The sequence below is a fragment of the Corallococcus sp. AB032C genome, assembly GCF_003668935.1.
GTDB lineage: Bacteria > Myxococcota > Myxococcia > Myxococcales > Myxococcaceae > Corallococcus > Corallococcus exiguus.
In genome coordinates this window covers 63,558-88,049 of sequence record NZ_RAWP01000024.1, presented here as the reverse complement: position 1 = coordinate 88,049, position 24,492 = coordinate 63,558, and the positions used below count along the sequence as shown (strand labels likewise).

The following is a 24,492-nucleotide window of genomic DNA, read 5'->3' as shown; positions in this document are numbered from 1 at the left end:
CCTTCAGGATTGCGTCGTCTGGCCGAGCAGCCGGCCCATCATCTCGCGCGCCCGCTCCGCCTGGTCCGGCCGGACGTAGAGCCGCGTCAGTCGCACCGCGCCACTGTAGCGCTGGTAGAGCGGCGTGTAGCGCGCCACCTCCGTCAGCCGCCCCGTGGACACGTCCAGGATGAACAACCCCGGGTTGCCGCCGGCCCCGGAGGACCCCACGTACTTGCTGAGCGCTCCCTTGGACAGCACGGTGTAGTGCTCGAAGCCGCCGCTGGTGAGCGCGCTGTTGAGAACCTCCAGGTCGTAGCCGGTGTCGCGCTCCGTGAACTGCGCCAGCAGCTTGAAGCCCTGGCGGCGGCTGATGCGCTCCGCCCACCGGTTCTTCGAACGGCGCAGCGTGTACCAGAGCGCCGCGTCGTCGCAGAGGAGGAAGGCCTCCGGGTCGTGGGGAATCTCGAACTCGCCGGGCGTCTCCTCGTAGTACCGGCGCAGCATGTGGTCGAAGTTCACCGACGTGTGGTGCAGGTACACCGACACGAACATGTGGTAGCGGCTGAGCAGGAAGTCCTCGAACGCGAACGCCGCCGCGCGCGACAGGGCCAGCACCGCCTTGCCGTCCTTCACCGCCGGGTTCAGGTTGGAGACGATCCAATCCATGTCATACCGGCCGTAGTTCACGCCCGTGTAGAACGAGTCGCGCAGCAGGTAGTCCATCCGGTCCGCGTCCAGTTCGCCGGAGACGATGGCGCGCAGGAGCGGCGTCCAGTCCACGCCCTTGTACGTGAAGCCTGGATCCTTGGGAGGCTTCGCACCGGTAATCAGCGCCACCGCCGCCATGGGGGTGATGCCGCGCGAGCCGAACTCCTTCTGGATGATCTCCGTCAGCGAGCTGTCCAGGAGCAGCTTCGCCGTGTAGTCCTCGTGGGTCGCCTGCTCCCCTTCCGCCACGGAGTCCAGCCAGCCAGGCAGCCGCAGCAGGGACCGCCGGGGCGCGATGCGCTCGGACGCGTGCGACAGGGGCATGTGCCCCAGGTCGTGGCAGAGGACCGCCAGACGCACGGCGGTGCAGAAATGTTCACGCACATCGTCCGGCAGGTCGGAGCGGCTGGCCACGGCGTTGAAGACGCGCGAGGCGACGAACATGGCGCCCAGGCAGTGGGCATGGCGGGTGTGGGTGGCGCCAGGGAAGGCCATGTCCCCGAAGCCCAGCTGCCGGACGTAGCGAAGACGTTGGTAGAAGCGACTGTCGATGACGGCCTTCTCCGGGTCGCTCACCGGGATGACGCCGTGGATGGGGTCGCGAATCCGCATGTCGTCCTTGTCGGGACCTGAAGCCGGGGTGGCCGGTTTCCGCTCCGACGGGTCCACCCACCGTAGCGCATACCCTGGCAGGCGGTAGCCCTGTGAGGGACCGACCGGCCACCACGCCACAGGCTGGGAAGGTCCGTGGGGACGTGCTAACCCTCGGGGCACTCCGAATGCACATCATCCTGCTGCACAATCGTGACCACGACCTCCTCGAGGACGACCCCGGGCGCGAAGCCCGCGAGGACGTGGTCCGGGTGGCCGAGAGCCTGGCCCACGCGCTCAGCCGGGACGGCGTGGTCGCCGAGCCGCTCGCCATCGAAGGAGACAAGCTGGACTTCGTGGAGGCCCTGCGCTTCCTCCAGCCCGACCTCGTGGTGAACCTCTGCGAGTCGCTGGCCGCGGACAGCCGCGGAGAGATGGCCGTCCCCTGCCTGCTGGACGCGCTGGGCCTGCCGTACACCGGCTCGTCCGCCCTGTCGCTGGGGCTGGCGCTGCACAAGCCCAAGGCCAAGGACATCCTGCGCGCCCACGGCGTCTCCACCCCCGCCTCCTTCGTGGTGCGCAAGCGCGAGGACGCATTGGCGGTGGACCTGCCGTGGCCCCTCATCGTGAAGCCCGCGCGCGAGGACGCCAGCGTGGGCATGGACTTCGACTCCGTGGTGACGGAGCGCTCGGCGCTCGTGCGGGCGTGCGAGTCCGTGCTGCGCACCTTCCACCAGCCCGCGCTGGTGGAGCAGTTCATCCAGGGGCGGGAGATCTACGTGCCCCTGCTCGGCAACAGCCCGCGTCAGGCGCTGCCGCTCACGGAGATCCACTTCGGTCGCGCGTTCGACGACCGGCCGAACATCGTGTCGTACCGGGCCAAGTGGGAGGCGGAGTCACCGGAGTACCGGGACTCGCCCACGGGGCCCTGCCGGCTCGACGCAGTGCAGGAAGCGCGTTGCATCCAGACAGCGCTGGAAGCATTTGCAGCGCTGGATTGCCAGGACTATGGACGCGTGGACCTTCGGGTGTCGCCCGAGGGTGTGCCGTACGTCATCGACATCAACCCCAACTGCGACCTTCACCCGGGCGCGGGGTACGCGAAGGCGGCGCAGGCCGCCGGCATGGACTACGCGACCCTGGCCTCGCGACTCGTGGAGGTCGCTCTCGAAAGAGCCCATGGAAATCCGCACACTCGAAAGAAAGGACCGGGAACCGCTCGCCGCGTTGATCCGGCGAATCGAAACCTTCTCGCAGGAGGAGCAGGACTGCGCCATCGAGCTGGTTGACACCGCGCTCACCGCGGGCAACCGGGACTACTCCATCCTCGTGGCGGACCGCGGGCAGGACGGCGGCGGGCTGGTGGGCTACTGCTGCTACGGCCCCACGCCGATGACGGAGCACGCGTTCGACCTGTATTGGATTGCCTCCGCGCCGGAAGTTCGCGGCCAGGGCATTGGCGCGCAGCTGGTGTCCTCCATGGAGGGCGACCTGCGCCGCCGCAAGGCGCGGCTCATCCGCGTGGAGACGAGCGCCACGGAGGCCTACGGCCCCACGCGCGGCTTCTACGCGTCCATGAAGTACGGCGAAGAGGCGCGCCTGCGCGACTTCTACAAGCAGGGTGACGACCTCATCATCCTGACCAAGCGCCTGTAGTCCCCCATCAGGAGCGAGCAGATGCCTTCCATGAACCGACCGATGCGACGCACCCGTCTGGGATTGTTGAGCCTGCTCGCCCTGCTGACGGGGGCGCCCTCCGCGGCCTGGGCCCAGGCCCCCGCACTGAAGAACCAGGTGAAGGCCGCGGCGGCCAAGGCGCAGGCGAAGACGTCCCAGGCCCCGCAGGCCCAGGAGCTCTCCGACGCGCTGAAGGCCCCGCGCCCCAAGGGCGGCGAGTACTTCGGCCTGTACCTGATGGACAAGAAGGTGGGTTGGTTCTTCACCGACCTGACGGTGCTGCCGGGCAACAAGGCGCAGAGCATCAACGAGCTCATCTTCAAGGCGCAGGTGGGCACGCGTGTGTCGGAGCGCGTTCACCGCGAGGTCCGCGTCTACGAAGCGAAGCCGGGCGGCAAGCTCCTGTCCTTCACCGTCACGCAGAAGGGCGACGGCGGGGACAACGAGCTGGTGGGCACGGTGACGGGTGATTCCCTGCGCGTGGTGCGCAAGCGCCCGGGCCAGCCGGATGAAGTGCTCAAGCCCATGCCGCTGCCCAAGGAGACGGTGGAGGACGCGGACCAGGCTCGCGTGGCACTGCTGCGCGGCCAGAAGGTGGAGGGCGTGGCGCTGGACGGCACGGACCTGGAGGGCTACCGCACCGTCACCACGGTGGAGGCGCCCGAGGAGCAGATGTTGGGCGGCGTGAAGGTGAAGCTGTCGCGGGTGAGCACGCTGTCGGACAAGGAGAAGGTGCCGGTGGCGGCCTTCCTGACGACGGACGGCAAGATGGTGCGGGTGGACTTCGGCCAGACGATGCAGGCGCGGGCCGAGTCCGAGTCCGTCGCGAAGCGGATGGACCTGGTGGAGGTGTTCGGCCTCACGCGCGTGGTGCTGCCCAAGCCGCTGCCCGCGAAGGCGCGCGAGATTCCCGGCCAGGTGAAGCTGGTGATGAAGAACCTGCCGGAGAAGTTCCAGCAGGACACGTACCGGCAGAAGTACCAGCGGCTGCCGGACGGCCGCGTGGAGGTGACGCTGCTGGCGGCGCCGCCTTCGCCCAAGGGGCGCGCGGCCCGGCCGGTGGCGGACCCCGACAAGGGGGAGAACCTCAAGTCCACGCTCGCGGTGGAGGCGGACGCGCCGGCCATCAAGGCGCAGGCCAAGAGCATCATCCGCGAGGAGAAGGACGCGTACACGGCGGCGCGGATGTTGTCCGCGTGGGTGTACAGCAACCTGCAGAAGGACTACGGCGCCAGCGCGGACCGGGCCACGGACGTGCTGCGCCAGAAGAAGGGCGACTGCACGGAGCACTCGCTGCTCACGGTGGCGATGCTGCGCGCGTCCGGCATCCCCGCGCGCCGCGTGGACGGCGTCATCTACATGGTGAACTCCGACGGCGTGCCCGCGCTGTACTGGCACGAGTGGGTGGAGGCCTTCGTGGGCGAGTGGACCCAGTTGGATCCGACCTTCAACCAGCCCGTCGCGGACGCCACCCACTTCTACGTGGGCTACGAGGGGAACGCGGAGATCACGCCCCTCATCGGTTCGCTCCAGGTCACGGACGTGAAGTAGTCACGCGCGAGTCCCGGGCCGCGTCAGTGGCCCGGGGCCGCCACCAGTCGCTCCGCGAGCAGGCCTGCTTCCGTGACGGGCCGCTCGCAGACGAAGCCGCGGCAGAGGTACGCGGCGCCCTTCCCTTCCACCGGGTCGCGTCCCTCGAAGAGCTCCTGGAGGCGCGCGGGCGGAGCGGAGCCCGTGTCGTTCCAGCCGAAGGAGAACACCGGCGCGTAGGTGCGGTTCGCGGTGGCCAGCAGCGGGGCCACGGCCTCGCGAGTCCCCGCGAAGGTGACGCCCGACGCGCCGTCCACCAGCGAGTCCGCCGCGAGCCCCAGGTGGCCGTAGCCCATGGGGTTGCGCACCAGCTGATCATGCAGCTTGGCCACGTAGTGCTCCGGCGGGTCCAGGTGGCACACGTCACCGGTGAGCGCGGAGAGCGTCACCTGCGCCTCCGTCAGCGTGGACGCGCCTGACGGGAAGGCGTTGTCGAAGAGGGAGTAGGCCGCCACCACCAGGTCCTTCTGTCCCCGGGGAGCGGACAGGTACGCCTGCTTCTCCTCGTCCCAGAACAGCTCCACCGCGCGGTGCGCGAGCGCGTCCGCCGCGTCCAGGTACTTCGCGTCGAAGGTGGCCTGGTAGAGCGCGGTGAGCCCGGAGGCGAAGTCGCCGTAGTCCTCCAGGAAGCCGTCGATGCGGCCCTGGCCGTGCTGGTACGAGCGCAGCAGCCGCTTGCCGTCCCACATCTTCGCGAGCACGAAGTCCGCCGCATCCGACGCCAGCTTCGCCCAGTCCGGACGGTCGAACACGCGCGAGGCCAGCGCGAGCCCGCGGATCATCAGCCCGTTCCAGCCCGCCAATATCTTGTCGTCGCGGCCCGGCTTCACGCGCTGCTCGCGCAGGAGGAAGAGGACGCGGCGCGCTTCGGCCAGCTCCTTCTCCACCGCCTCCACGGGGCGGCCCTGCTCCTTCGCGAGCTGCTCCACGGGGACGACGACCTCCAGCACCGTGGCGCCGTGCTCGAAGTTGCCTCCGGGCTTGATGCCGAAGTGGCGCAGCACGGTGTCCGACTGCTGGCCCACGGACAGGGCCGCGCGGACCTCCTCGGGATGCCAGACGAAGAACTTCCCCTCTTCGCCTTCGCTGTCCGCGTCCTGCGTGGCGTAGAAGCCGCCGTCCGGGTCGGTCATCTCGCGGCGGACGTATTCGACGGTCTCCTCCACGACCTTGCGCCAGAGCGGTCGTGACTCCACCTGCTCTGCTTCCGAGTACAGGTGCAGGAGCTGGGCGTTGTCGTAGAGCATCTTCTCGAAGTGGGGCACCAGCCAGCGCTCGTCCACGGAGTACCGGTGGAAGCCGCCGCCCAGCTGGTCGTAGATGCCGCCCAGCGCCATGCGCTCCAGCGTGTGGAACACCGCGGCCTTGAGGGGCTCGCCGCCGCCGCGCCGCCATGCGCGCAGGAGCAGCGCCACGTTCATGGGGTTGGGGAACTTGGGGGCGCCGCCGAAGCCACCGTTCACCGGATCCATGCGCTTCACCATGGACTGGCCCATGGCGACGATGTCCTCCGCGGACAGGTGCGCGGGAGCGGCATCCAGTCCGTGGGTGGACAGTTCGCCCAGGCCCTCCTGGAAGCGCCGGGCCTGCTCCTCGATTTCGTCCGCCTTGTTCTCCCACGCGTCGCGCAGCGCGGTGAGCAGGCGCGGGAAGCCGGGCCGGCCGTAGCGGTCCGAGGGCGGAAAGTAGGTGCCGCCGTAGAAGGGGCGCAGGTCCGGCGTGAGGAACACGGTGAGGGGCCAGCCACCGCCCTGCCCCATGAGCTGCACGACGCCCTGGTAGATTTGATCCAGGTCGGGGCGCTCCTCGCGGTCGACCTTGATGTTGATGAAGCCCTCGTTCATCAGGCGCGCGATGTCGGGGTGCTCGAAGGACTCGTGGGCCATGACGTGGCACCAGTGGCACGCGGAGTAGCCCACGGAGAGCAGGATGGGCTTGTTCTCCGCGCGAGCGCGGGCCAGGGCTTCGTCCCCCCAGGGGTACCAGTCCACGGGATTCGTGGCGTGCTGGCGCAGGTACGGCGACGGCTCCTGGGCCAGACGGTTGGTATGGGCGGAGGGGGGATGGTCTGCCATGGGGTACTCCCGGTGTGCTGCGGCTTCGCGGCCCTTCACATTGTGAGCCTGGGTTCGCGGGGGCAAGCTGAAATGGTCTCACTCCCCGCTGGCCAACGGCCCTCCGGTGCGCTTTGTCCGGGGGCGTGCGTGCGTCCGCCCACTCCAGCCCCGGCCCGGGAATGAAGACGTGCCTCGCCCTGGTGGGGATGGGCGTCGTGGTGCGGCTCGCGCTGGCGCTGGGAACGGACGTCTACTTCGACGAAACCTATTACTGGCAATGGGCCCGGCATCTCGCATGGGGATATTTCGACCATCCGCCGATGGTGGCGTGGCTCATCGCCGCGCTGGGCATCCGGGGGACGGCGCTCCTGTGCGGGCTGGGCACGGGCGTGGCGGTGTGGGGGCTGGCGCTGGACGTGTATCGGTCCAGGGACGCAGCCTGGCGCGCGCTGGCGCTGTGGAGCGCGGTGCCGGTGGGCATCCTCTCCGGGGTCTGGGCCACGCCGGATTCGCCGATGCTGCTGTTCTGGGCGCTGGGGCTGTGGGCGCTCTACCGCGAGAAGTGGGTGCTGGCGGGGCTGTCGTGTGGGCTCGCGCTGCTGTCGAAGTATCCGTCCGTGCTGCTGGGGCTGACGTTCATGGTCGCGGCGCTGCGGGCTCGGCGGTTGCCGGCGGGAGCGTGGCTGACGGCGGGGCTTGGGTTGCTGTGCTTCCTGCCGGTGGTGTTGTGGAACGCGAGCCATGAGTGGGTGGGGTTCAAGTTCCAGTTGAACCACGGTCTGGGCGGGAGCGGCGGCTGGGCGACGTTCGGCGAGTACGTGGCGGGACAGTTCGCCATGGGCGGGCCGGTGCTGTTCCCGCTGGCGCTGGTGTACGCGGTGCGCGGACCGAAGGAGCAGTTCCTGCTGCGCATGGCGGCGGTGATTCCGCTGCTGTTCTTCGGCTACGCGGCGGCGAAGACACGGGGCGAGGCCAATTGGCCTGCGGCGGCGTACGTGGCCGCGTGCATTGGCGTCGCGGGGATGCGACCGGTGTGGCAGCGGGCGGCTGCGTGGAGCGGGATGGCCGTGGTGCTGGCGGTGACGTCGCACCTGTTGTTCCCGGTGCTGACGTTCGAGCGCGACGTGGTGCTGGCGAGGACTCACGGCTGGGGTGTGTTGGAGCGGTTGCGGGCGCCGGAGCAGTTGTTCCCGGGCATGGCGCCGGGTCCCACGGCGGTCTACGCGCCCACGTACCAGTTGGCTTCGCAGGTCGCGTACACGGCGGGCGTGGAGACGGACACGGTGGGGCCGTCACGGCGCAAGAGCCAGTATGACCTCTGGCCTGAGCTGGAATTGAAGCCCGGGCAGGACGTGCTGTGGTGCTCGGAGAACGGCGCGGCGCCGCCGGAGGAACTGGTGCAACGCTTTGGCTCCGTGGAGGGCCCGGTGAAGCTCACGGGTGTCTTCCGGGGACGGCGGCTGCACACGTTCACGGTGTGGCGAATGCGGACGTTGAACTCCGCCGTGCAGCCATAGTCATTCTTCGGTCCGAAGCCAGAACCAACGCCCCTGGAACCGCAGCGCCCCCGCGAGGAACTCCTGAAACGAGCTGGCGATCTGCGCGCAATACTCGGGGTCAGGGAACGCTTCGTTGTAGCCATCGCGAATGGGGTAGCGCCCCCCTTCCTGGTGGCTGACGTCGAGAAGGATGTAGTTGCTGTCCCGGACCTCACAGATGGCATACCAGGACGGCGGGCCAGCCTGATCCGTATCCGCATCGCGCATAATCACTCGCGCGAGGGCAATCCGTGACAGCGGCAGGAACGTGAAGGCGGGATCGACGAAGCCGAACGTGGGCTCCCGCTGCGCGAACAACTGGGCCCCGTCACAATGCAGGTAGAAAACGCGCAGGTCCGGGTCCAGGCGCCAGCCCACGCGCTGCTCGAACGCATCCAGTTGCTCCGGCGTCGCAGGCGGATTGGGAACGTGGAGGCGCGATATCTCCTCAAGCAGTTCGTTCATCGCCTTGTGCCTGTTCTCCATAGGAGTGGTTCACACCCTACCCCGCCCAATGGAGAGCCTGCTCCGGCACGAAACCGGGGGACGGTGTCATCCCCCGGCTTCGTGGCTCACCTCACGGACAGAGCGTGCCTTCGCGGCGGCACACGCGGTCGCCGCAGAAGCAGGAGTAGCCCGACTGGCAGGGGCCACACTGCGGGGGCGGATTGGTGCCTCCGTGGTAGCCCTCTCCCGTTACGGTCGCGGTGGCGAGCAGCGAGGTGTGCGCCCTGCCCGCGTAGAGCTTGAACGCGAAGCTGTTGCCCGCGGTGATCCAGGGCGCGGACTGGCAGAAGTTGTCGCCGCGCGCGAAGAGCGTCTCGGTCTGGTTGTTCACGCTCACCCAGACCTCTCCCTCGGAGATGCCGCTGACGTCGAAGCAGATGTTCGTCGTCCCCGTCTGCGTCACATCCAGGTTGATGCGCACATTCGTGGGGGTCGCGCTGATGGTTCCGGTGATGGGATCCGGCTTGTAACAGAGGGTTTCGTTGTAGCCATAGGGCGTACACGGATAGCCCAGCGTCGTGCAGTGCGCCGAACAGAACTGATTGAGGATGGTGTAGCCAGACGGGCAACTGAACACCGGCGCACCGCAGACGTAGTAGCTCGCGGCGTTCTCCTGGGTGGCCAGGGATTCGCCCCCCTCCTCACCTGCGTCGTGCATGTCTGGGCCCGAGCAGGCAAGGGCCAGCGTGGCGATCATCAATGACAAGATGCGCTTCATGGACATCACTCCTCGTACGGGTTCGAGAGAGGAGCAACAGACCATGTCCGCCCTGCTTCAGTCACACCCCAAGTGAAGACACCCATCGACATGGCCGGTGCGCCCTCCGGATCACAGCGCACCAGCACCCAGCAAGACATCCGGCGCCCTGCGTCAACCGCACTGTCGCGGGAGCTGGGGGCGTGTGACAGAAGCCGGCCGTCGAGGTGAGGGCTCCCGAGGGCGGCGGCAGATGGTGAACACATGGAACAGGTGTGACGCCGGCGGTGCGCAACCTGTCGGACAGTCGGACCGGGCGCGGGTTGTAGCCCGGCGGGGGCGTGATGACGGTGCGCTCCCAGCAGGACAGTTGGCGGGCAGGCGGGCGTGGAGGCGGGCATGGGGATGGTCAGCGGTCGTGCGTGGCTTTCGGCGTTGGCGGTGGCGGTGGGCGCGGCCCCGGCGTTCGCGCAGAGCGAGTCCGTCCCACTGGATCCGGTCAGCGTGCGCCGGGTGGTGGACCTCGCCTCCGAGCCCCGGCTCACCTCCGACGCCAACGGGCCCGGCACCCAGGCCACGGCCGAACTGAACGGGCGCCTCTACTTCCTGTCCCTCTCCAACGGCGCAAGCCCCGGGTCCGTCATCCCAGACCTCTGGGTGACCGATGGGACGCCCACGGGCACCCGCTCCGTGCAGGAGGAGCTGCTGCCTCCGGGCGCGCGCATCGACCCGGGCTCGCTGCGCGCCACGCCCCACCGCTTGTTCTTCACCGCGACGTCGGCGGAGACCGGACGCGAGCTGTGGACGAGCGACGGCACGCGCGAGGGCACCCGCATCACGCGCGAGCTCAACCCCTTCCGGTTCGACAGCGTCGCCTACCCGGCGTCCGTCTTCGTGTTCGGGGACTCCGTGCTCTTCACCGCGGCGGCCATGGGTGAGACGGAGTTCGACCTCTGGAAGTCGGACGGCACCGAGGCGGGCACGGTGCCCCTCAAGGACATCTCCCCGGGCCTCGCCACGGCGAACGTGGACGGCTTAACGCGCGTGGAGGACACGGTCTTCTTCGCCGCGGAGAACGAGCAGGGCATCGAGCTGTGGCGCACGGACGGCACCGAGGCGGGCACCCGGCTCGTGCGCGACATCCATGCTGGCGTCGGCGACTCCCTGCCGCGCGACCTCACCGCCGTGGGCGGCACGCTCTACTTCACCGCGGAGGACACCGCGCACGGCCGCGCGCTGTGGAAGTCGGACGGCACGGAGGCGGGCACCGTCTTCGTCGCGGGCTTCAAGCCCACGACCGCGGCGGAGCCCCACATCCACCACCTCACCGCGCTGGGCGACACGCTCCTCTTCCTCGTGAGCCACATCCCAGACAGCGTCGAACTGTGGCGCACGGATGGCACCGAGGCGGGCACCCTGCCGGTGAAGACGCTGCCCCGGATGATGCTCGAGAGGTCCTCGAACGTGGCGCTCGTCCCGGTGGGCGGCCGCGTCTACGTGGTGTCGCGGGGCGCCGCCACCGGTGACACGCTGTGGGTGACGGACGGCACGGAGGCGGGCACCGTGCCCCTCCCGCGCCCTTTCGGCTCCGGACACGAGTCCCTGCGAGGCCTCACCGTGTTCGAGGGAGGGCTCGCCTTCATCGTGCAGACCCAGACGGGGACGAGCGAGCTGTGGCGCACGGATGGGACGGTCGCGGGCACTTCGCGGCTGACGCGGCTGCCTTCGGGCAACCCGTTCACGCTGGCCTCGGGGCTGGCGTCCTTCCATGGCGCGCTCCTGACGGCGGCCGGCGACGCGTGGACGCCGCGCGCCCTGTGGCGCATGGAGCGGGATGACGCGGCACCGACCTTCGTGTGCCCGGCCGCCCAGGACGTTCCCTCCAACCGTCCGGAGGGCACGGTGCTTCTCGACTCCAAGCCCGAGCTGCGGACCGGGCCGGACCGGGCGTGGATCCGCTCCTCCTTCGTGGACGGGCACCTGCTTCCGCTCCATCAGCCCACGGCCATCACCTACCAGGCCGGGGATGATCAGGGCCGCTTCGCGTACTGCACCACGGTGATGACGTCGCGGGACCTGACGGGGCCCGCGATCAACGGCTGCCCGACGGAGCTCACCGTGAGCGCGCAGTCCGTCCGGGGCGTCACCTTCTACTATCCGAGCCTGGGCATCGTGGACGAGACGAGCCGGGATGTGCTCACCACCTACAGCCCGCAGAACGGCAGCGTGCTGCCCCTGGGCACCACCCAGATGACCGTGACGGCGAAGGATGCGTCCGGCAACGTCAACACCTGCTCCTTCCCCGTCACCGTCCGTGACAACCAGGGGCCTGGCCGGGCCTGTAAGGTGAACGAGGTCCGCGTGGAGGCGGAAGGGCCCGAGGGCGCGCACGCGTTCTGGCCGGACCTCACGCCTGGCGACAGCATCTCCAGCCAGGTCACCGTCACCAGCACGCACGCGTCCGGGGACCTGTTCCCGCTGGGCCTCACCCGCGTGGCCGTCGTCAGCACGGACGACGCGGGCAACAGCACGACGTGCGAAATCCAGGTCCGGGTGCGCGACTCACGCCCGCCCGTGCTCACCTGCCCGGAGGACCAGACGCTCACCACCGCGGTGATGTCCGGCACCCGCGCGGAGTACCCGGCCGCCAGCGCCAGCGACAGCGTCTCCGAAGCGGAGCTCCTCTACAGCCCCGTCGTGGGCACGCCGCTCGCGCCGGGCCTGCACTCGGTGCAGGTCACCGCCATCGACGCGGCCGGCAACGCGTCGCTCTGCGACTTCCACCTGACCGTGGAGTACGACCCGACGAGCGGCATGCGGCAGGGACTGGGCTGCTCGGTGGGCAGCGGCCCGGAGTCAGCGATGGGCTGGGTCGCGCTCGTCGCCCTCGCCTGGACGCTCAGCCGCCGTCTGAAGGACGGCAAGCCGCGCGGGTGAGCCATGAGCCGTGGCGGCGAGGGGGACTTCCGCTACAGTCCCCCGGCGCCCCATGGACCTCATCCTCTTCGTCGTCGGACTCGTGAAGGTCGTCCTCGGTGGACTCGTGGCCGCGCTCGGCATCGGCTTGAGCATGCGCGGCCTGAGCCTCCTCCTGGACAGCCACCCCGTGGAGGAGCTGCGCCAGGGCAACGTCGCCGCCGGGCTGGTGCACGCGACGAGCCTCGTGTCGCTGGGCCTGCTCGTGCAACACGCACTGAAGGCCACCAGCGACGCGGTGGACCTGGCGGTGCAGAACCCGCCCGTGTCCGCCGTCTCGGTGCTCCAGCTGATGGGCCTGGCGCTGGTGCACGTCGCGCTGTCGCTGGCGGTGGGCGTGGCGGTGCTCGCCCTGGGCGTGCGGCTGTTCGACAAGATGACGCCGGGCATCGAGGAGTTGGCGGAGGTGCGCAGGGGCAACATCGCCGCCGCGCTCCTCTTGTGCGCCTTCCTGCTGGTCATCGCGCTGCTCACCGCGCCGGGCCTCCAGGCCGCGCTCAACGGACTCATCCCCTTCCCGCAGTTGCCCACTGGCGTGCTGCGCGCGCCCGCCTGAAGCCGCCATGGCCGTGCGCTCGTGGAAGACGCTGCTGTCGCTGGTGCTGATGGGCGCGCTCATGGCCTTCGCCAGCTGGGAGCTCGTGCTGACCCGGAAGGCGGGCCGGCTCCCGGATCCTCCCCAGCCGCGGGCGGAGGTTTCCCCGGAGGACCCGCAGGAGGCGATGCGGGATTTGGGCATCGTGCTGGTGCCGGAGGACACGCCGCTGGAGCGCGCGAAGTCCTATGACTGGCGCGTGGAAGGCATGGAGCCCGCCCGCCAGCAGCTGGCCTACGGACTGGGCGAAACGGTGGAGCGCGGGCTGGCGCAGGCCCACCGCGACTACAGCGTGCGACTGCGCTACCGAGCCATGGGCCCGGAGCGCTTCACCTACGTGGCGCCTCCGGGCTGCGGCACGGACATGCGCTGCATCTACGCGGAGCTGATGCGCAGCAACGCGGAGCCGGTGCGCGTGCTGGGCGAACGCTTCGCCACCTCCATCCGCGAGCGTGACCTGGACGCGGCGCAGGCCACCGAGCTCATCCTCGGCTTCGTGCGCCGCATCCGCTACGAGCTGCCCGGCGACGAGCCCTTCGGCATCGTCCCGCCGGGACTGGTGCCCGCGCAGGACCGGGGCGACTGCGATTCCAAGGCGGTGCTGGCGCTGATGCTGCTCAGGCAGGTGGGCGTGGACGCGGTGATGCTCTATTCGGATGCGCTCGCGCACGCGGCCATCGGCGTGGGACTGCCCGGCACCGGCACCCGCATCCCCTTCGGAGGGCGCGGGTACCAGTACGCGGAGCTCACCGCCGAAGGCTGGCCGCTGGGGATGATTCCGCCGCAGTACGACAAGCCGCAGCTGTGGCGGGTGTTGCCGCTGCCGGACGTGCAGGGCTGAGCGCCCCTGGCGAATCACAGCGAAAACAGCTATTCCTGCTCTATCCGGGATGCTCGCCGAGCGCGGGCATCCCCATACCCAAGCGGGGGCAGGCACATGGCGGCTTCACGGACGTGGATGATGGGCCTCACGGTGGCGCTGGCCAGCGGCTGTGGCCCGGCGACAGACGCGGAGTCTCCCGCGATGGCCGAGGCAGCGCAGGCGCTGGGCGCGTGCACGCACTCGGTGACGACGAACACGTACAACGGGCCGGACTACTGGGGCACGCTCGTCTTCAAGAACACGGGGACGGTGGCCATCGCCAACCCGGTCATCGCGCTCGACGTGCCTACGGGCGTGACGTGTGACGATGATCAACCCGGCTGGACGCACACGCAGTCGGGCCGCACGTGCACCTTCACGCGCACGTCGTCGCTGACGGTGGCCGTGAACGCGTCCTACACGTTCAACTACTCCTCCACCTCCAACACGTCCTTCACCGCGACCAACGTGAAGGTCCAGTCCGACAGCTGCGGCGGCACGTCCCCTGGCGGTTCCGGCCTCACCGCGAACCAGAAGAAGGTGGCCGAAGGGCTGACGAGCATCTGGGAGAACGACACGCCCACGATGGACTACGCCTATTCGGAGAACATCAACGACGGGCGCGGATACACCAACGGGCGCGCGGGCTTCTGCACCGGCACGGGTGACGCCATCCAGGTGGTGCAGTGCTACCGGGCCCTGCGCACGGAGGCCAATGGCAACCGTCTGGCGAAGTACTGGAACGCGCTCACCGTCATCAACAACCGCTTCCTGTCCACCGGCCAATCCCAGGCGTCCACGTCGGAACTGGACGCGGTGGGCAACTGGACCTCCGACTGGGCGGCCAGCTTCAACACCGCCGCCACCCAGGCGGACTTCAAGCAGTGCCAGGACCAGGTGAGCGACGCGCTCTATTACACGCCCACCCTCACCGAGGCCGCGAAGTGGGGCCTCACCCAGGCGCTCACCAAGGCCGCGCTCTACGACGCATCCATCAACCACGGCTTCGACGGCATGAAGGACCTCATCCGCAAGGCCAACACGGCCCTGGGCAACAGCGGCCAGGTGGCGCCGGTGATTGGCTACAACGGCATCACGGAGACGGCGTGGCTCCAGAAGTTCCTGGAGAAGCGCCGCGACGTGCTGGCGGCGGACTCCACCTGGGTGGAGGCGGTGGACCGCGTGGCCGCGTACGAGAAGCAGCGCCGCGTGGGCAACTGGGACCTGGGCACCGCCCTGCGCAACGACGTGCGCGCCCGCGACTGCTGGGGGACCACCTACCCGGCGAGCGGCTACACCGTGCGCGCCATCAACCCGGATGGCACCTGGAGCACGCCGTCCTCGTACACGTACTCCTGCCAGTAGGCTGGACAGTCCGGCACACGGGCCGTGACGGCGGGCGCCCCGGGATGGCATGACCGGGGCATGGCCCGTGACGTTTCGTTCTTCGACAAGCTCGGCTCGCTGCTCGCCCAGGAGCGCGAGGCCGAGAAGGCTCGCATGACCTCGCTCGCGCAGGGGCTCACCCTGCGCGAGCGTGAAGAGCAGGGCCTGTCCGTGCTGGACCTGGAGACCGTCGAGGAGGAGGTGGGCCTGGGCGGCCGCATCCTCCTCACGCTCGCCCGCGCGGACCGGGGGAAGCTGCCCACGCGCGTGTCCAACGGCGACCTGGTGGCTGTGCTGCCCCGCCGCGCGGAGGTGAAGGACCCGGCGAAGGCGCTCGTGTCGCGCGCCACCTCCACCCGCATCCAGCTGGCCTTCGACCGCGAGCCGCCCGCCTACCTGTCCGAAGGACTCCTGCGCCTGGACGTCGTCCCCAACGACGTCACCTACGAGCGCGTGCGCGCGGGCCTCCAGCGCGTGAAGGCGATGGACAAGGGCCAGGAGCGCCACAAGCGCGAGGTGCTGCTGGGCAATGAGCCCCCGCGCTTCGACAACACCAAGGACTTCACCCCCACCCGCCCGCTCAACCCGGAGCAGCAGGACGCCGCGAAGCGCGCGCTCGCCGCGGAGGACTTCTTCCTGATCCACGGCCCGCCCGGCACCGGCAAGTCCACCGTGCTGGCGGAGGTCGCGGCCCAGGCCGTCGCGCGCGGCGAGCGGCTGTTGTGCACGGCGGCCAGCAACGCCGCGGTGGACCACCTGTTGGAGCTGTGCCTGGAACAGGGCCTGCGCGCCATCCGCGTGGGCCACCCCGCGCGCGTCGCCGCCCGCTTGCAGGAGCACACGCTGGACATCGTGGTGGAGGAGCACCCGGACCGCGTCGTCAGCCGCGACCTGTTCGACGAAGCCTTCGACCTCTTCGGCTACGCGCGGCGCCAGCGCAACCAGGGCCGCAGCCGTGAGCGCTTCTCCAACGCCCGCTCGTCCACCTCCGAAGCCAAGGACCTGATGGACGAGGCGCGCAAGCTGGAGAAGAAGGCCGTGAGGGCCGTGCTCGCTCGCGCGGACGTGGTGTGCGTGACGCTCGCGAGCCTGGGCTCCGGAGTGCTCGCGGGCGAGGAGTTCGACCGCGCGCTCCTGGATGAAGCCACCCAGGCCACCGAGCCGCTGGCCCTGCTGGGCTTCCTGCGCGCGCCCAAGGTGGTGCTCGCCGGAGACCCGCAGCAGCTGCCGCCCACCGTGCTGTCACAGGAGGCCTCCAAGGCGGGCCTGGGCACGAGCCTCTTCGAGCGCCTGCTCAAGGACCACGGCGACGAGGTGAAGCGCATGCTGCGCGAGCAGTACCGGATGAACGCCGCCATCATGGCCTTCCCCTCCCAGGAGATGTACGGCGGCGAGCTGCGCGCCCACCCGTCCGTGGCGGACCGCACGCTGTCCGGGGTGCTCAACGCAGGCGCGGAGGTGGACGCACCGCCCGTGCTCTACCTGGACACCGCGGGCAAGGGCTTCGACGAAGAGGTGGAGCCCACCACGCACTCCCTCCTCAACCCGGGCGAGGCCACCTACGTCATCGCCCGCGTGCGCCAGTTGCTGGCATTGGGCCTGGCTCCGCGCGAGGTCGCCGTCATCGCCCCGTACAGCGCCCAGGCCCGCCACCTGCGCGAGGCATTGGAGGCCGTGCACCCGGAGGTGGAGGTGGACACCGTGGACGCGTTCCAGGGGAGGGAGAAGGACGCCATCCTGGTGAGCATGACCCGCTCCAACAGTGAGGGGCAGCTGGGCTTCCTCAACGACCTGCGCCGCATGAACGTGGCCCTCACCCGCGCCCGCCGGCACCTGTTCGTCGTGGGCGACTCCGCCACCCTCAGCAGCCACCCCTTCTACGCGCGCTTCATCGAAGGCACCCAGACGGACGGCGGCTACCGCTCGGCGTGGGAGTGGCCGGACCCCGCTGACCCATGATTGTCATCCCAATGACTGACGCCTGCCCTGGGGGACTACGCAAGGAGTGCGACCCGGGCGCCCGAAATTTGTCGCCTCGCTGAACGAATTTTGTCACCTGCTCGGCCTCCGGGCGTGGGAGACGGCCGGAAATCAGGCATTTGGCTCCATCCATGGGGTCGGCACGAAGGATGCTTTCTCTTCTCCAAACGGAGGGAATGCATGTCTCAAGCGCCTGTGGTGACCAAGGAGAATGACGTCTGGGTGATTCGGATCGACCGGCCCAACGGCAAGACCCAGGAGTACCGCTGCGCCACGGAGAGCCAGGCCCGGCAGCTGGCCATGGTGCTCGGCAAGCCGGACACCGGCGGCCCGCCGCGCCCAGCGGCGTCGTCGTCCAGCACCGTCGCGTAGGGTCGCCAGCACCCGGGGGGACGGAGTAAGGCGTGGAGGCACGAGGTGACACCCGTGCCCGCCGCCGCATTCGAATCCCTCACCGTCGACGCAGAAGGGCTGCCGCTGCATGTGCGGCAGCGTGGCCCCCAGGGCGCCCCCGCCGTGCTGATGCTTCACGGGTGGCTGGACCATTCCCACAGCTTTGATCCGCTCTGCGAGCACCTGCCCAAAGCCTGGCGCACGGTGCTGCTCGACTTTCGCGGCATGGGCGAGAGCGGCCACGCGGGCCCCGGCGCCGCGTACCACTTCAGCGACCACCTGCTGGACATCGAGGCCACCCTGGACGGGCTGGCCCTGCCGCCGGTGCACCTGGTGGGACACTCGCTGGGCGGCATCGTCGCGCTCGCGTACGCCGCCGCGCGCCCGGAGCGCGTCAGGAGCCTGACCCTCATCGAGAGCCTGGGGCCCTCCGGTGGCCCGCCCACGGGCGCCGTGCAGCGGCTGCGAGGATTCCTGGACGACGCGCGCCGGCCGCCCAACCGCAAGCGCTACCCCACCGTGGAGGCCGCCGCGGAGCGCCTGCGTCAGGCGAACCCCACCCTCTCCCCGGACGCGGCGCTGCTCTTCGCCCGCCATGGCACCCGGCGCACGCCGGAGGGCGACTTCGCCTTCACCTTCGACCCGCGCCACCGCCGCCGCTTCGGCCAGGGCTACGACGAGGCCCAGTGGCTGGCGCTGGAGGCCGCCGTCACCTGCCCCGTGCAGCTGTTGCGCGGCACCGAGGGCCTGTCCCCCGCCCCGGAGCTGCTGGAGGCACGGCTGGCCGCCCTGCGCACGCTGGCCGGTCCGCCCCGCTTCTTCGAAGGCGGCCACCACGTGCACCTGGAGCAGCCCGCTGGCGTGGCCGATGCGATCGCGGCCTTCGTCGCCGGAACCGCTGGCGCCCCGGCGCCGGAAGCGTCGGGTTCATGACCTGAAAAGTTGGGGGTGCACCTTGGCAAGAGTTCGGGAAAAACCTTTCACCCTCCAGGGCACCCCTCTTCCCTCCAGCGCTCACTTGGCCGCTGAAGTGTCCGCCAAGTCCATGACTTTACTGGACTACCGAGCAACCTCCACGCGCGGCACGGGTCTTGATTAGGGAGAGCCTGGGCTGGATCACGTGTCCCGGGCATCCGTGTGCGTGTGGTGGGGAAGGGTGGGGAGCGGACAATGGTGATGGGGTGGAGGGGTCGGATCGTCCTGCTGGCGTCATTGGTGGCGGGGACGATGGCGTGTCACGAGGAGGACCAGACGCGCGGGGTGAAGGCCACGGCGGTGCTGGACGTGGACGCGCTCGACTTCGGCGAGGTGCCGGTGGGCGAGTGGCGTGAGAAAGAGGTCCGCATCCGCAACGTCGGCTACGTGCCCTTCTCCGCGCTGGAGGCGTTGGGGCTGGGCAACAACCCGTCCTACCAGGTGGAGCTGAAGGACGGCGGCGGCCGCGTGCCGCCGGGCGAGTCGCACGTCGTCAAGGTGCGCTTCCATCCGCTGGGAGAAGGGCCGGTGGAGGAGACGCTGCGCGTGACGACGGACGCCAACGTAGGCGCCCTGCAGCAGTTGCCCGTCATGGGCCTGGGCACGCCCACGCGCATCGGCGTCAACCCGCCGGTGCTGGACTACGAGACGCTGGAGGTGGACAGCGACCGCACGCTGGAGGTCACCGTCACCAACCCGGTGGACCTGCCGCTGACCCTGAAGGTCGCGGGCGAGAGCGCGGATCCGTTCACCGCGGACACCATCACCGTGCCGCCCAACAGCACGCAGGTGGTGAAGACGAAGTACCTGCCCCGGTCGCTGGGGCAGATGGGCGCGCGGCTGGAGGTCGTGTCCTGCGAGACGTGCACCCCGTCCGTGGTGGACCTGAAGGGCAACTCCGTGGCGAGCGCCTTCGTGTTCGACCCGGCGCCCGTGCCCTTCGACGAGATTCCGGTGCACGAGCGCACCGAGTCCTTCACCCGCGCGCGCAACATCACCTGGCGCCCGGTGACCATCTCCGCGCTGGCCACCAGCGACCGGGCCTTCTCGCCGCTGTCCAAGCCGGAGGGCGCCACGGTGCAGCCAAACGAGGTGGTGGAGATGCGCATGGAGTTCGCCGCGCGCTTCTCCGGCCCCAACGTGGGCAACCTCACCGTGGCGTACGCGTCCGACAAGGCGCGTGAGTCGCGCGTGATGCTGGACGCGCGCGGTGGCCGCCCCACGCTGGCCGTGGCCCCGGTGGCGCTGGACTTCGGCGAGCTTCCGGTGGGCGGCAAGGTGGAGCAGGTCATCCGCATCACCAACGCGGGCAGCAACGGCCCCCTCACCTTCACCGGCGTGCGCGCGGATGGCGACGCGGTGCAGTTCGACGTGGCCACGCCCACGCGCGGCACGCAGAACTACCCCTGGAAGGCCGGCACCTGGCCCGCGCTGGAGTCCAACGGTCTGCAGATCGACCCGGGCGACGACGCGCTGGAGCTGAAGGTCTACTTCGAGCCCAAGAACGAGGGCACCTTCACCGCCACGCTCTACGTGCAGTCCAACGACCTGTTCACGCCGGAGCGCGCCATCACGCTGACGGGCCGCGCCCGCACGTCCGGCCCCTGCGTGTACGAACTGCTGCCGCAGCCGTCGCTGGAGTTCGCCAACGTGGTGCCGGGCCGCGGCGCGGTGCTGGGCTTCTACTTCCGCAACCCGGGCCGGGCCGAGTGCGCCATCAAGAACGTGCACCTGTCCAATGACGGCGGCGGCGTGTTCACCATGCCGGGCGGTCCCATCACGGGCGGCGTGGTGCTCTACGACACGGCCTTCAGCTCCATGATTGCCTTCCGCGCGCCCACCACGGGCGGCGAGTTCAACGGCGAGCTGATGCTCACGGTCAACAACCCGGCCCACCCCACGGTGACGCTGCCCATCCACGCGGTGTCCAACCCGTCGTGCCTGGTGGCCACGCCGTCCTTCGTGGACTTCGGGCCCATCCGCTACGACTGCCCGGCGAAGCCGCGCAAGACGTTCCTGTCCAACCGCTGCAGCGAGCCGCTCACCGTGTCGGACGCCGTCATCGGCAACGGCACGTCCAAGCAGTTCTCCCTGCTCACGCCGGTGACGGCGCCCATCACGCTCCAGCCCGGCGAGGGCTTCGAGATGGAGGTGGACTACGCCCGCAACGTGCTGGGCCAGCACTACAGCCCGCTGTACTTCCAGACGGACACGGAGGCGAACCGCTTCCTCGTCCCGATGCTGGCGGAGACCAACCACGAGGGCATCCAGGTGGACCGCTTCACGCAGGGCACCGACAGCCAGCTGGACGTGCTCTTCGTGGTCTCCAACACCACCACCATGGAGACGTACCAGCAGCGCCTGCGCAACGCGGTCCCCGGGTGGCTCGCGCGCGCCAAGGAGCTGAACGTGGACGTGCGCGTGGGCGTCACCAGCACGGGCCTGGTGCAGCGCCAGGGGCTGTGCGGCGGCGGCGCCAACGGCGGTGAGGCCGGCCGGCTCTTCCCGGTGGACGGCAGCCGCGCCCGCGTGGTGTCCGGCAACAGCGCCAACGCGGCGGCCACCATCCAGTCCAACATCGAAGTGGGCCTGTGCCACAACCTGGTGCAGGGCCTGGAGACGATGCGCCAGGGCCTGTCCGCCCCGCTGTCCGAGCAGGCCGACGACGTCCGCACCCCGCAGCCCAACGACGGCAACCTGGGCTTCACCCGCGCCGCCGCCCGCATGGCGGTGGTGGTGCTGGCGGACGAGGACGACCACTCCGGCTTCGAGCCCGACAGCTACATCCAGTTCCTCCAGACGCTGAAGGGCACGGGCATGTCCCAGCGCAGCAACCTGCACGCGCTCGTCCCCAACGGGACGTCCTGCTCCACCGCGGGCTCCAGCGCGGACCGCTTCGCAGCGGTGGCTCAGGGCACGGGCGGCTCCGTGGGCTCCATCTGCGAGGGCGACTACCGTGGGTTCCTGGACCCCATCATCCAGCAGGCCGGTGAGCCCCAGGCGGACTTCCACCTCACCGCGACGCCGGATGGCACTGCGGAGATGAGCGTGCGCGTGAACGGCCGCACGCTGGGTGCGGATCAGTGGACCTACGACGCGGGCCGCAACGCGGTCATCTTCGCGGCGGGCTCCGTGCCCACCCCGGGCCAGGCCGTGGAGATCCGCTACCGCAGCATCTGCGCTCCGACGCCGTAGGTTGACGGGTTCGTGACGCAGCGCGGCCGGGCCGGTCCCAGAGGGGGGCCGGCCCGGTTCGCGTTTTTGCGGAAGCCCGGGCTTTTGAGATCCGCGCTGACGCGGCTATCGTCACGGCCGGAGTGGAAACGTTCGGCCGCTATGAATTGCTGCGCAAGCTGGCCACCGGCGGCATGGGGGCCGTCTATCTGGCCCGGCAGAAGGGGCCGGTCGGGTTCCAGAAGCTGCTGGTGGTGAAGCGGCTGTTGCCCCACCTGTCGGAGGACGACGAGTTCCTCCAGATGTTCCTGGACGAGGCGCGCATCGCGGCGCTGCTCAACCACCCCAACATCGCGCAGATCTACGAGATGGGGGACGTGGACGGGCAGTACTACATCGCCATGGAGTACGTGCACGGCGAGCCGCTGGGCTCACTGGTGCCGCGCGCGTCGGCGCACCCGGGCGGGTTTCCGCTGGGCCTGCGGTGCAGGATCATCGCGGAGGCGGCGGCGGGCCTGGACGCGGCGCACAACGCACGCAGCCCGTCCGGCCGGAAGCTGTCGCTCATCCACCGGGACGTGTCGCCGCAGAACGTGCTGGTGGGCTTCAACGGCGGCGTGAAGCTCATCGACTTCGGCGTGGCGAAGGCGCAGGGCAAGCTGTCCCAGACGGTGGTGGGCACCATCAAGGGCAAGCACGCGTACATGTCCCCGGAGCAGGCGCGGGGTGAGCCGCTGGATGCGCGCTCGGACGTGTTCGGCCTGGGGACGGTGTTCTACGAGCTGCTGACCGGCGGCCGCCTGTTCAAGCGCGAGACGGAGATGGCCACGCTCAAGGCCGTCGTGGGGCACAAGATCGTCCCGCCGTCGGAAGCCGTGCCCGGGATTCCGAAGTCGTTGGACCCCATCGTCTTCAAGGCGCTGGCGCGCAAGCGCGACGACCGGTTCTCCACCGCGGGCGAGCTGCAGCTGGCGCTGGAGGAGTTCCTCCAGCAGGAGAAGCTGCACGGCACCAGCGCGCACCTGGCGGCGTTCATGCGGGACGTGTACTCGGACGAGCTGGAAGAGGAGCGCTTCGCGGCCGAGCCGACGATGATCTACTTCGACCCGCGCCTGATGGCCCGGCCGGGCAGCGCCGCGCCCGCGAAGCCACCGGCCTCCGGGACGACGTCGTCCGCGGGCAAGGCGCAGGCCCCGGCGAAGACGCCGCCGCGCGCGCCGGAGCCGTCGGTGAGCCAGTCGTCGACGAAGGCCGCCGCGTCGCCGGAGGACTCCGGCGTGGGCCCCGCCGCGGAGCGGACCTCGCGCACGAAGGAGAACTCCGGCCTGAGCCGCCCGGAAGCCCGGCCCGTGAAGACGCGGGAGAACACGGGCGTGAGCCTCGCGGACACGCGTCCCCTGCATGACGAGGACGCGCGCCGGCCCACCGCGAAGCACGAAGCCATGCGCGGTGAGGCTCGCGCCTCCACCGGGAAGTTCGATGCCGTGCGAGAGGACGCGGGTCCGGCTCGCGCCTCCACCGCGAAGCATGAAGCCGTGCGCGGTGAAGACACGGGCTCGGCTCGCGCCTCCACCGCGAAACCCGAGGCCGTGCGCGCGGAGACCGGCCGGTCCTCCACCGCCCAGTTCGGCGCCGTGCGCGCGGAGACCTCGAAGCCGACGCGTACACCCGAGGGCTCCACGGGAAGCCGTTCCACGGCGAAGCCCGTGAAGGCCTCCGGAGATTCAACGGGGAGCCGCTCCGCCGCGAAGGCCGTGCGTGCGTCGGAGGACTCCGTTGGAGCCAAGGTGCCGTCAAAGACGGGCCGCACCGAAGGCTCCGTGTCCTCCGCCCGCCGCCCCGTACGCGGCAACGGGCCCGACTCCGACAAGTAGGCGCCAAGGAGCACTGCGACCGGTTGCCTCGGGCTCCGCTCGAAGCGAGCCCACGGGTCCCGCGAGCAACGCGGGTCTCGCGGCGCCGGAACCGCGCTCGGCTACAGGCTCGCCAGGGCCACGCGGTACAGCGCGCGGTAGCCCATGCGCGGCGCCACTTCGAAGCGGTCCGCGTTGAAGATGTCGCGCAGCAGCGCCTGCCCGTCCGGCGTGGACTGCAACCCCAGGAGCGCCGTCTCCAGCGCCGTCACCAGCGGCGCGGGCAGCCCCATGGCCACCGGCACGCCGTCGTTGGGGGCCTCGTCCGTGTACGCCAGGAGCTCGAACTTCGCGCCCATGCCCGGCCCCAGCACGTCCTCCACGCCCGTGGTGAACGTGAGCCCCGTGGAGGACGGCGGACAGAAGACGCTCGTCACCTGCGCCCTGCCCTCCAGCACCGCCTCCAGCGCGCCCTGGTACGAGCCCGTGAACTGCTGCGACACGAACGCGCGCGACGGCTCCAGCCCCTGCGTCTTCAGGAACGCGCTGGGCAGCAGGTAGCCCGCCACCGAATCGCGGTCCACCCACGCCGCCGTGGCGCCCTTCAGCTTCTCCAGCGTCAGCCCGGAGCCCGCCCGCCCCACCAGCGCGGAGCGGTAGCTGGACATGCCCCGGCGCACCCCGCGCGTCAGCACCCGCACGCCCATGGCCTCCATGCGCGCGCACACGAAGGGCGGCGCCCAGGCCGCGTCCGCTCGCCCGGACAGGAGGTCCTTGGCCAGCGTCTCGTAGCTGGTGGCGACGTTCACCTCCACCAGCTTGCCCAACGCACGCTGCAGGAAGGACGCGAGCCGTTCCGCACGCTCGCGCGCCGTCTCACTGCCCAAGGACGGCGGCAGGCCGAAGCGGAAGGAGTGGCGCGAACCGGAGGGAACTTGCGGGGTCATACAA

At 70.0% G+C, this 24,492-nt stretch carries 18 protein-coding genes; 13 read left to right on the top strand and 5 right to left on the bottom strand.

Features of this window, described 5'->3' with window-relative positions:
• Positions 1 to 3: 3 nt before the first annotated feature.
• Positions 4 to 1,302 carry an HD domain-containing protein gene (locus tag D7X99_RS13550; RefSeq protein WP_121778162.1) on the bottom strand — a complete coding sequence of 433 codons (1,299 nt, stop codon included), beginning with the start codon at positions 1,300 to 1,302 and terminating at the stop codon, positions 4 to 6.
• Between the two features lie 167 nt (positions 1,303 to 1,469).
• Between D7X99_RS13550 and D7X99_RS13545 the strand changes: the two genes are divergently transcribed.
• Genes D7X99_RS13545 through D7X99_RS13535 form a run of 3 tightly spaced genes read left to right on the top strand, consistent with a single transcriptional unit; the run spans position 1,470 to position 4,509 of the window.
• A complete protein-coding gene (locus D7X99_RS13545) occupies positions 1,470 to 2,570 on the top strand; it encodes an ATP-grasp domain-containing protein (protein WP_120577251.1) in 1,101 nt (366 codons plus the stop codon).
• Entirely contained in the window at positions 2,509 to 2,937 is a 429-nt protein-coding gene (locus tag D7X99_RS13540; protein ID WP_233597048.1) for a GNAT family N-acetyltransferase, read from the top strand. Before D7X99_RS13545 ends, D7X99_RS13540 begins: the two co-directional genes overlap by 62 nt.
• A 42-nt stretch (positions 2,938 to 2,979) precedes the next feature.
• Positions 2,980 to 4,509 (top strand): transglutaminase family protein, encoded by a 1,530-nt coding sequence (locus tag D7X99_RS13535; RefSeq protein WP_233613355.1) that lies wholly within the window; start codon positions 2,980 to 2,982, stop codon positions 4,507 to 4,509.
• Between the two features lie 23 nt (positions 4,510 to 4,532).
• Here D7X99_RS13535 and D7X99_RS13530 read toward each other — a convergent pair whose 3' ends face one another.
• A complete protein-coding gene (locus D7X99_RS13530) occupies positions 4,533 to 6,623 on the bottom strand; it encodes a thioredoxin domain-containing protein (RefSeq protein ID WP_121778160.1) in 2,091 nt (696 codons plus the stop codon).
• A gap of 161 nt (positions 6,624 to 6,784) precedes the next feature.
• On the opposite strand from D7X99_RS13530, the gene D7X99_RS13525 reads away from it, so the two are divergent.
• A complete protein-coding gene (locus D7X99_RS13525) occupies positions 6,785 to 8,122 on the top strand; it encodes a glycosyltransferase family 39 protein (RefSeq protein ID WP_121778159.1) in 1,338 nt (445 codons plus the stop codon).
• On the opposite strand, the gene D7X99_RS13520 is transcribed toward D7X99_RS13525, so the two are convergent.
• Positions 8,123 to 8,608 carry an SMI1/KNR4 family protein gene (locus D7X99_RS13520; protein WP_121778180.1) on the bottom strand — a complete coding sequence of 162 codons (486 nt, stop codon included), beginning with the start codon at positions 8,606 to 8,608 and terminating at the stop codon, positions 8,123 to 8,125.
• 112 nt (positions 8,609 to 8,720) lie between these two features.
• Positions 8,721 to 9,368: a hypothetical protein gene (locus D7X99_RS13515; protein WP_147476147.1), complete on the bottom strand. Its 648-nt coding sequence runs from the start codon at positions 9,366 to 9,368 to the stop codon at positions 8,721 to 8,723.
• A 378-nt stretch (positions 9,369 to 9,746) separates the two neighbouring features.
• On the opposite strand from D7X99_RS13515, the gene D7X99_RS13510 reads away from it, so the two are divergent.
• The 9 genes from D7X99_RS13510 to D7X99_RS44460 all read left to right on the top strand — a co-directional run bounded on the left by D7X99_RS13510 (position 9,747) and on the right by D7X99_RS44460 (position 23,562).
• Positions 9,747 to 12,284 carry an HYR domain-containing protein gene (locus D7X99_RS13510; protein ID WP_121778157.1) on the top strand — a complete coding sequence of 846 codons (2,538 nt, stop codon included), beginning with the start codon at positions 9,747 to 9,749 and terminating at the stop codon, positions 12,282 to 12,284.
• Positions 12,285 to 12,336: 52 nt separating this feature from the next.
• On the top strand, positions 12,337 to 12,879 hold the full coding sequence (locus D7X99_RS13505) for a DUF350 domain-containing protein (protein WP_121778156.1): 543 nt from the start codon (positions 12,337 to 12,339) through the stop codon (positions 12,877 to 12,879).
• 7 nt (positions 12,880 to 12,886) lie between these two features.
• The gene (locus D7X99_RS13500) at positions 12,887 to 13,759 is read left to right on the top strand and encodes a hypothetical protein (protein ID WP_121778155.1); all 873 of its coding nucleotides are present in this window, start codon (positions 12,887 to 12,889) and stop codon (positions 13,757 to 13,759) included.
• 96 nt (positions 13,760 to 13,855) lie between these two features.
• Entirely contained in the window at positions 13,856 to 15,145 is a 1,290-nt protein-coding gene (locus D7X99_RS13495; RefSeq protein ID WP_120579344.1) for a chitosanase, read from the top strand.
• 60 nt (positions 15,146 to 15,205) lie between these two features.
• On the top strand, positions 15,206 to 17,125 hold the full coding sequence (locus D7X99_RS13490) for an AAA domain-containing protein (RefSeq protein ID WP_121753144.1): 1,920 nt from the start codon (positions 15,206 to 15,208) through the stop codon (positions 17,123 to 17,125).
• Positions 17,126 to 17,326: 201 nt separating this feature from the next.
• Positions 17,327 to 17,518, top strand: a complete 192-nt coding sequence (locus D7X99_RS13485; RefSeq protein ID WP_120579346.1) for a hypothetical protein — start codon at positions 17,327 to 17,329, stop codon at positions 17,516 to 17,518.
• A gap of 54 nt (positions 17,519 to 17,572) precedes the next feature.
• Entirely contained in the window at positions 17,573 to 18,472 is a 900-nt protein-coding gene (locus D7X99_RS13480; RefSeq protein ID WP_121778154.1) for an alpha/beta fold hydrolase, read from the top strand.
• Between the two features lie 237 nt (positions 18,473 to 18,709).
• A complete protein-coding gene (locus tag D7X99_RS13475; RefSeq protein ID WP_121778153.1) occupies positions 18,710 to 21,709 on the top strand; it encodes a choice-of-anchor D domain-containing protein in 3,000 nt (999 codons plus the stop codon).
• Positions 21,710 to 21,831: 122 nt separating this feature from the next.
• The gene (locus D7X99_RS44460) at positions 21,832 to 23,562 is read left to right on the top strand and encodes a serine/threonine protein kinase (protein WP_304997452.1); all 1,731 of its coding nucleotides are present in this window, start codon (positions 21,832 to 21,834) and stop codon (positions 23,560 to 23,562) included.
• A 101-nt stretch (positions 23,563 to 23,663) separates the two neighbouring features.
• On the opposite strand, the gene D7X99_RS13465 is transcribed toward D7X99_RS44460, so the two are convergent.
• On the bottom strand, positions 23,664 to 24,488 hold the full coding sequence (locus tag D7X99_RS13465; protein ID WP_121778152.1) for a phosphate/phosphite/phosphonate ABC transporter substrate-binding protein: 825 nt from the start codon (positions 24,486 to 24,488) through the stop codon (positions 23,664 to 23,666).
• Positions 24,489 to 24,492: the final 4 nt, after the last annotated feature.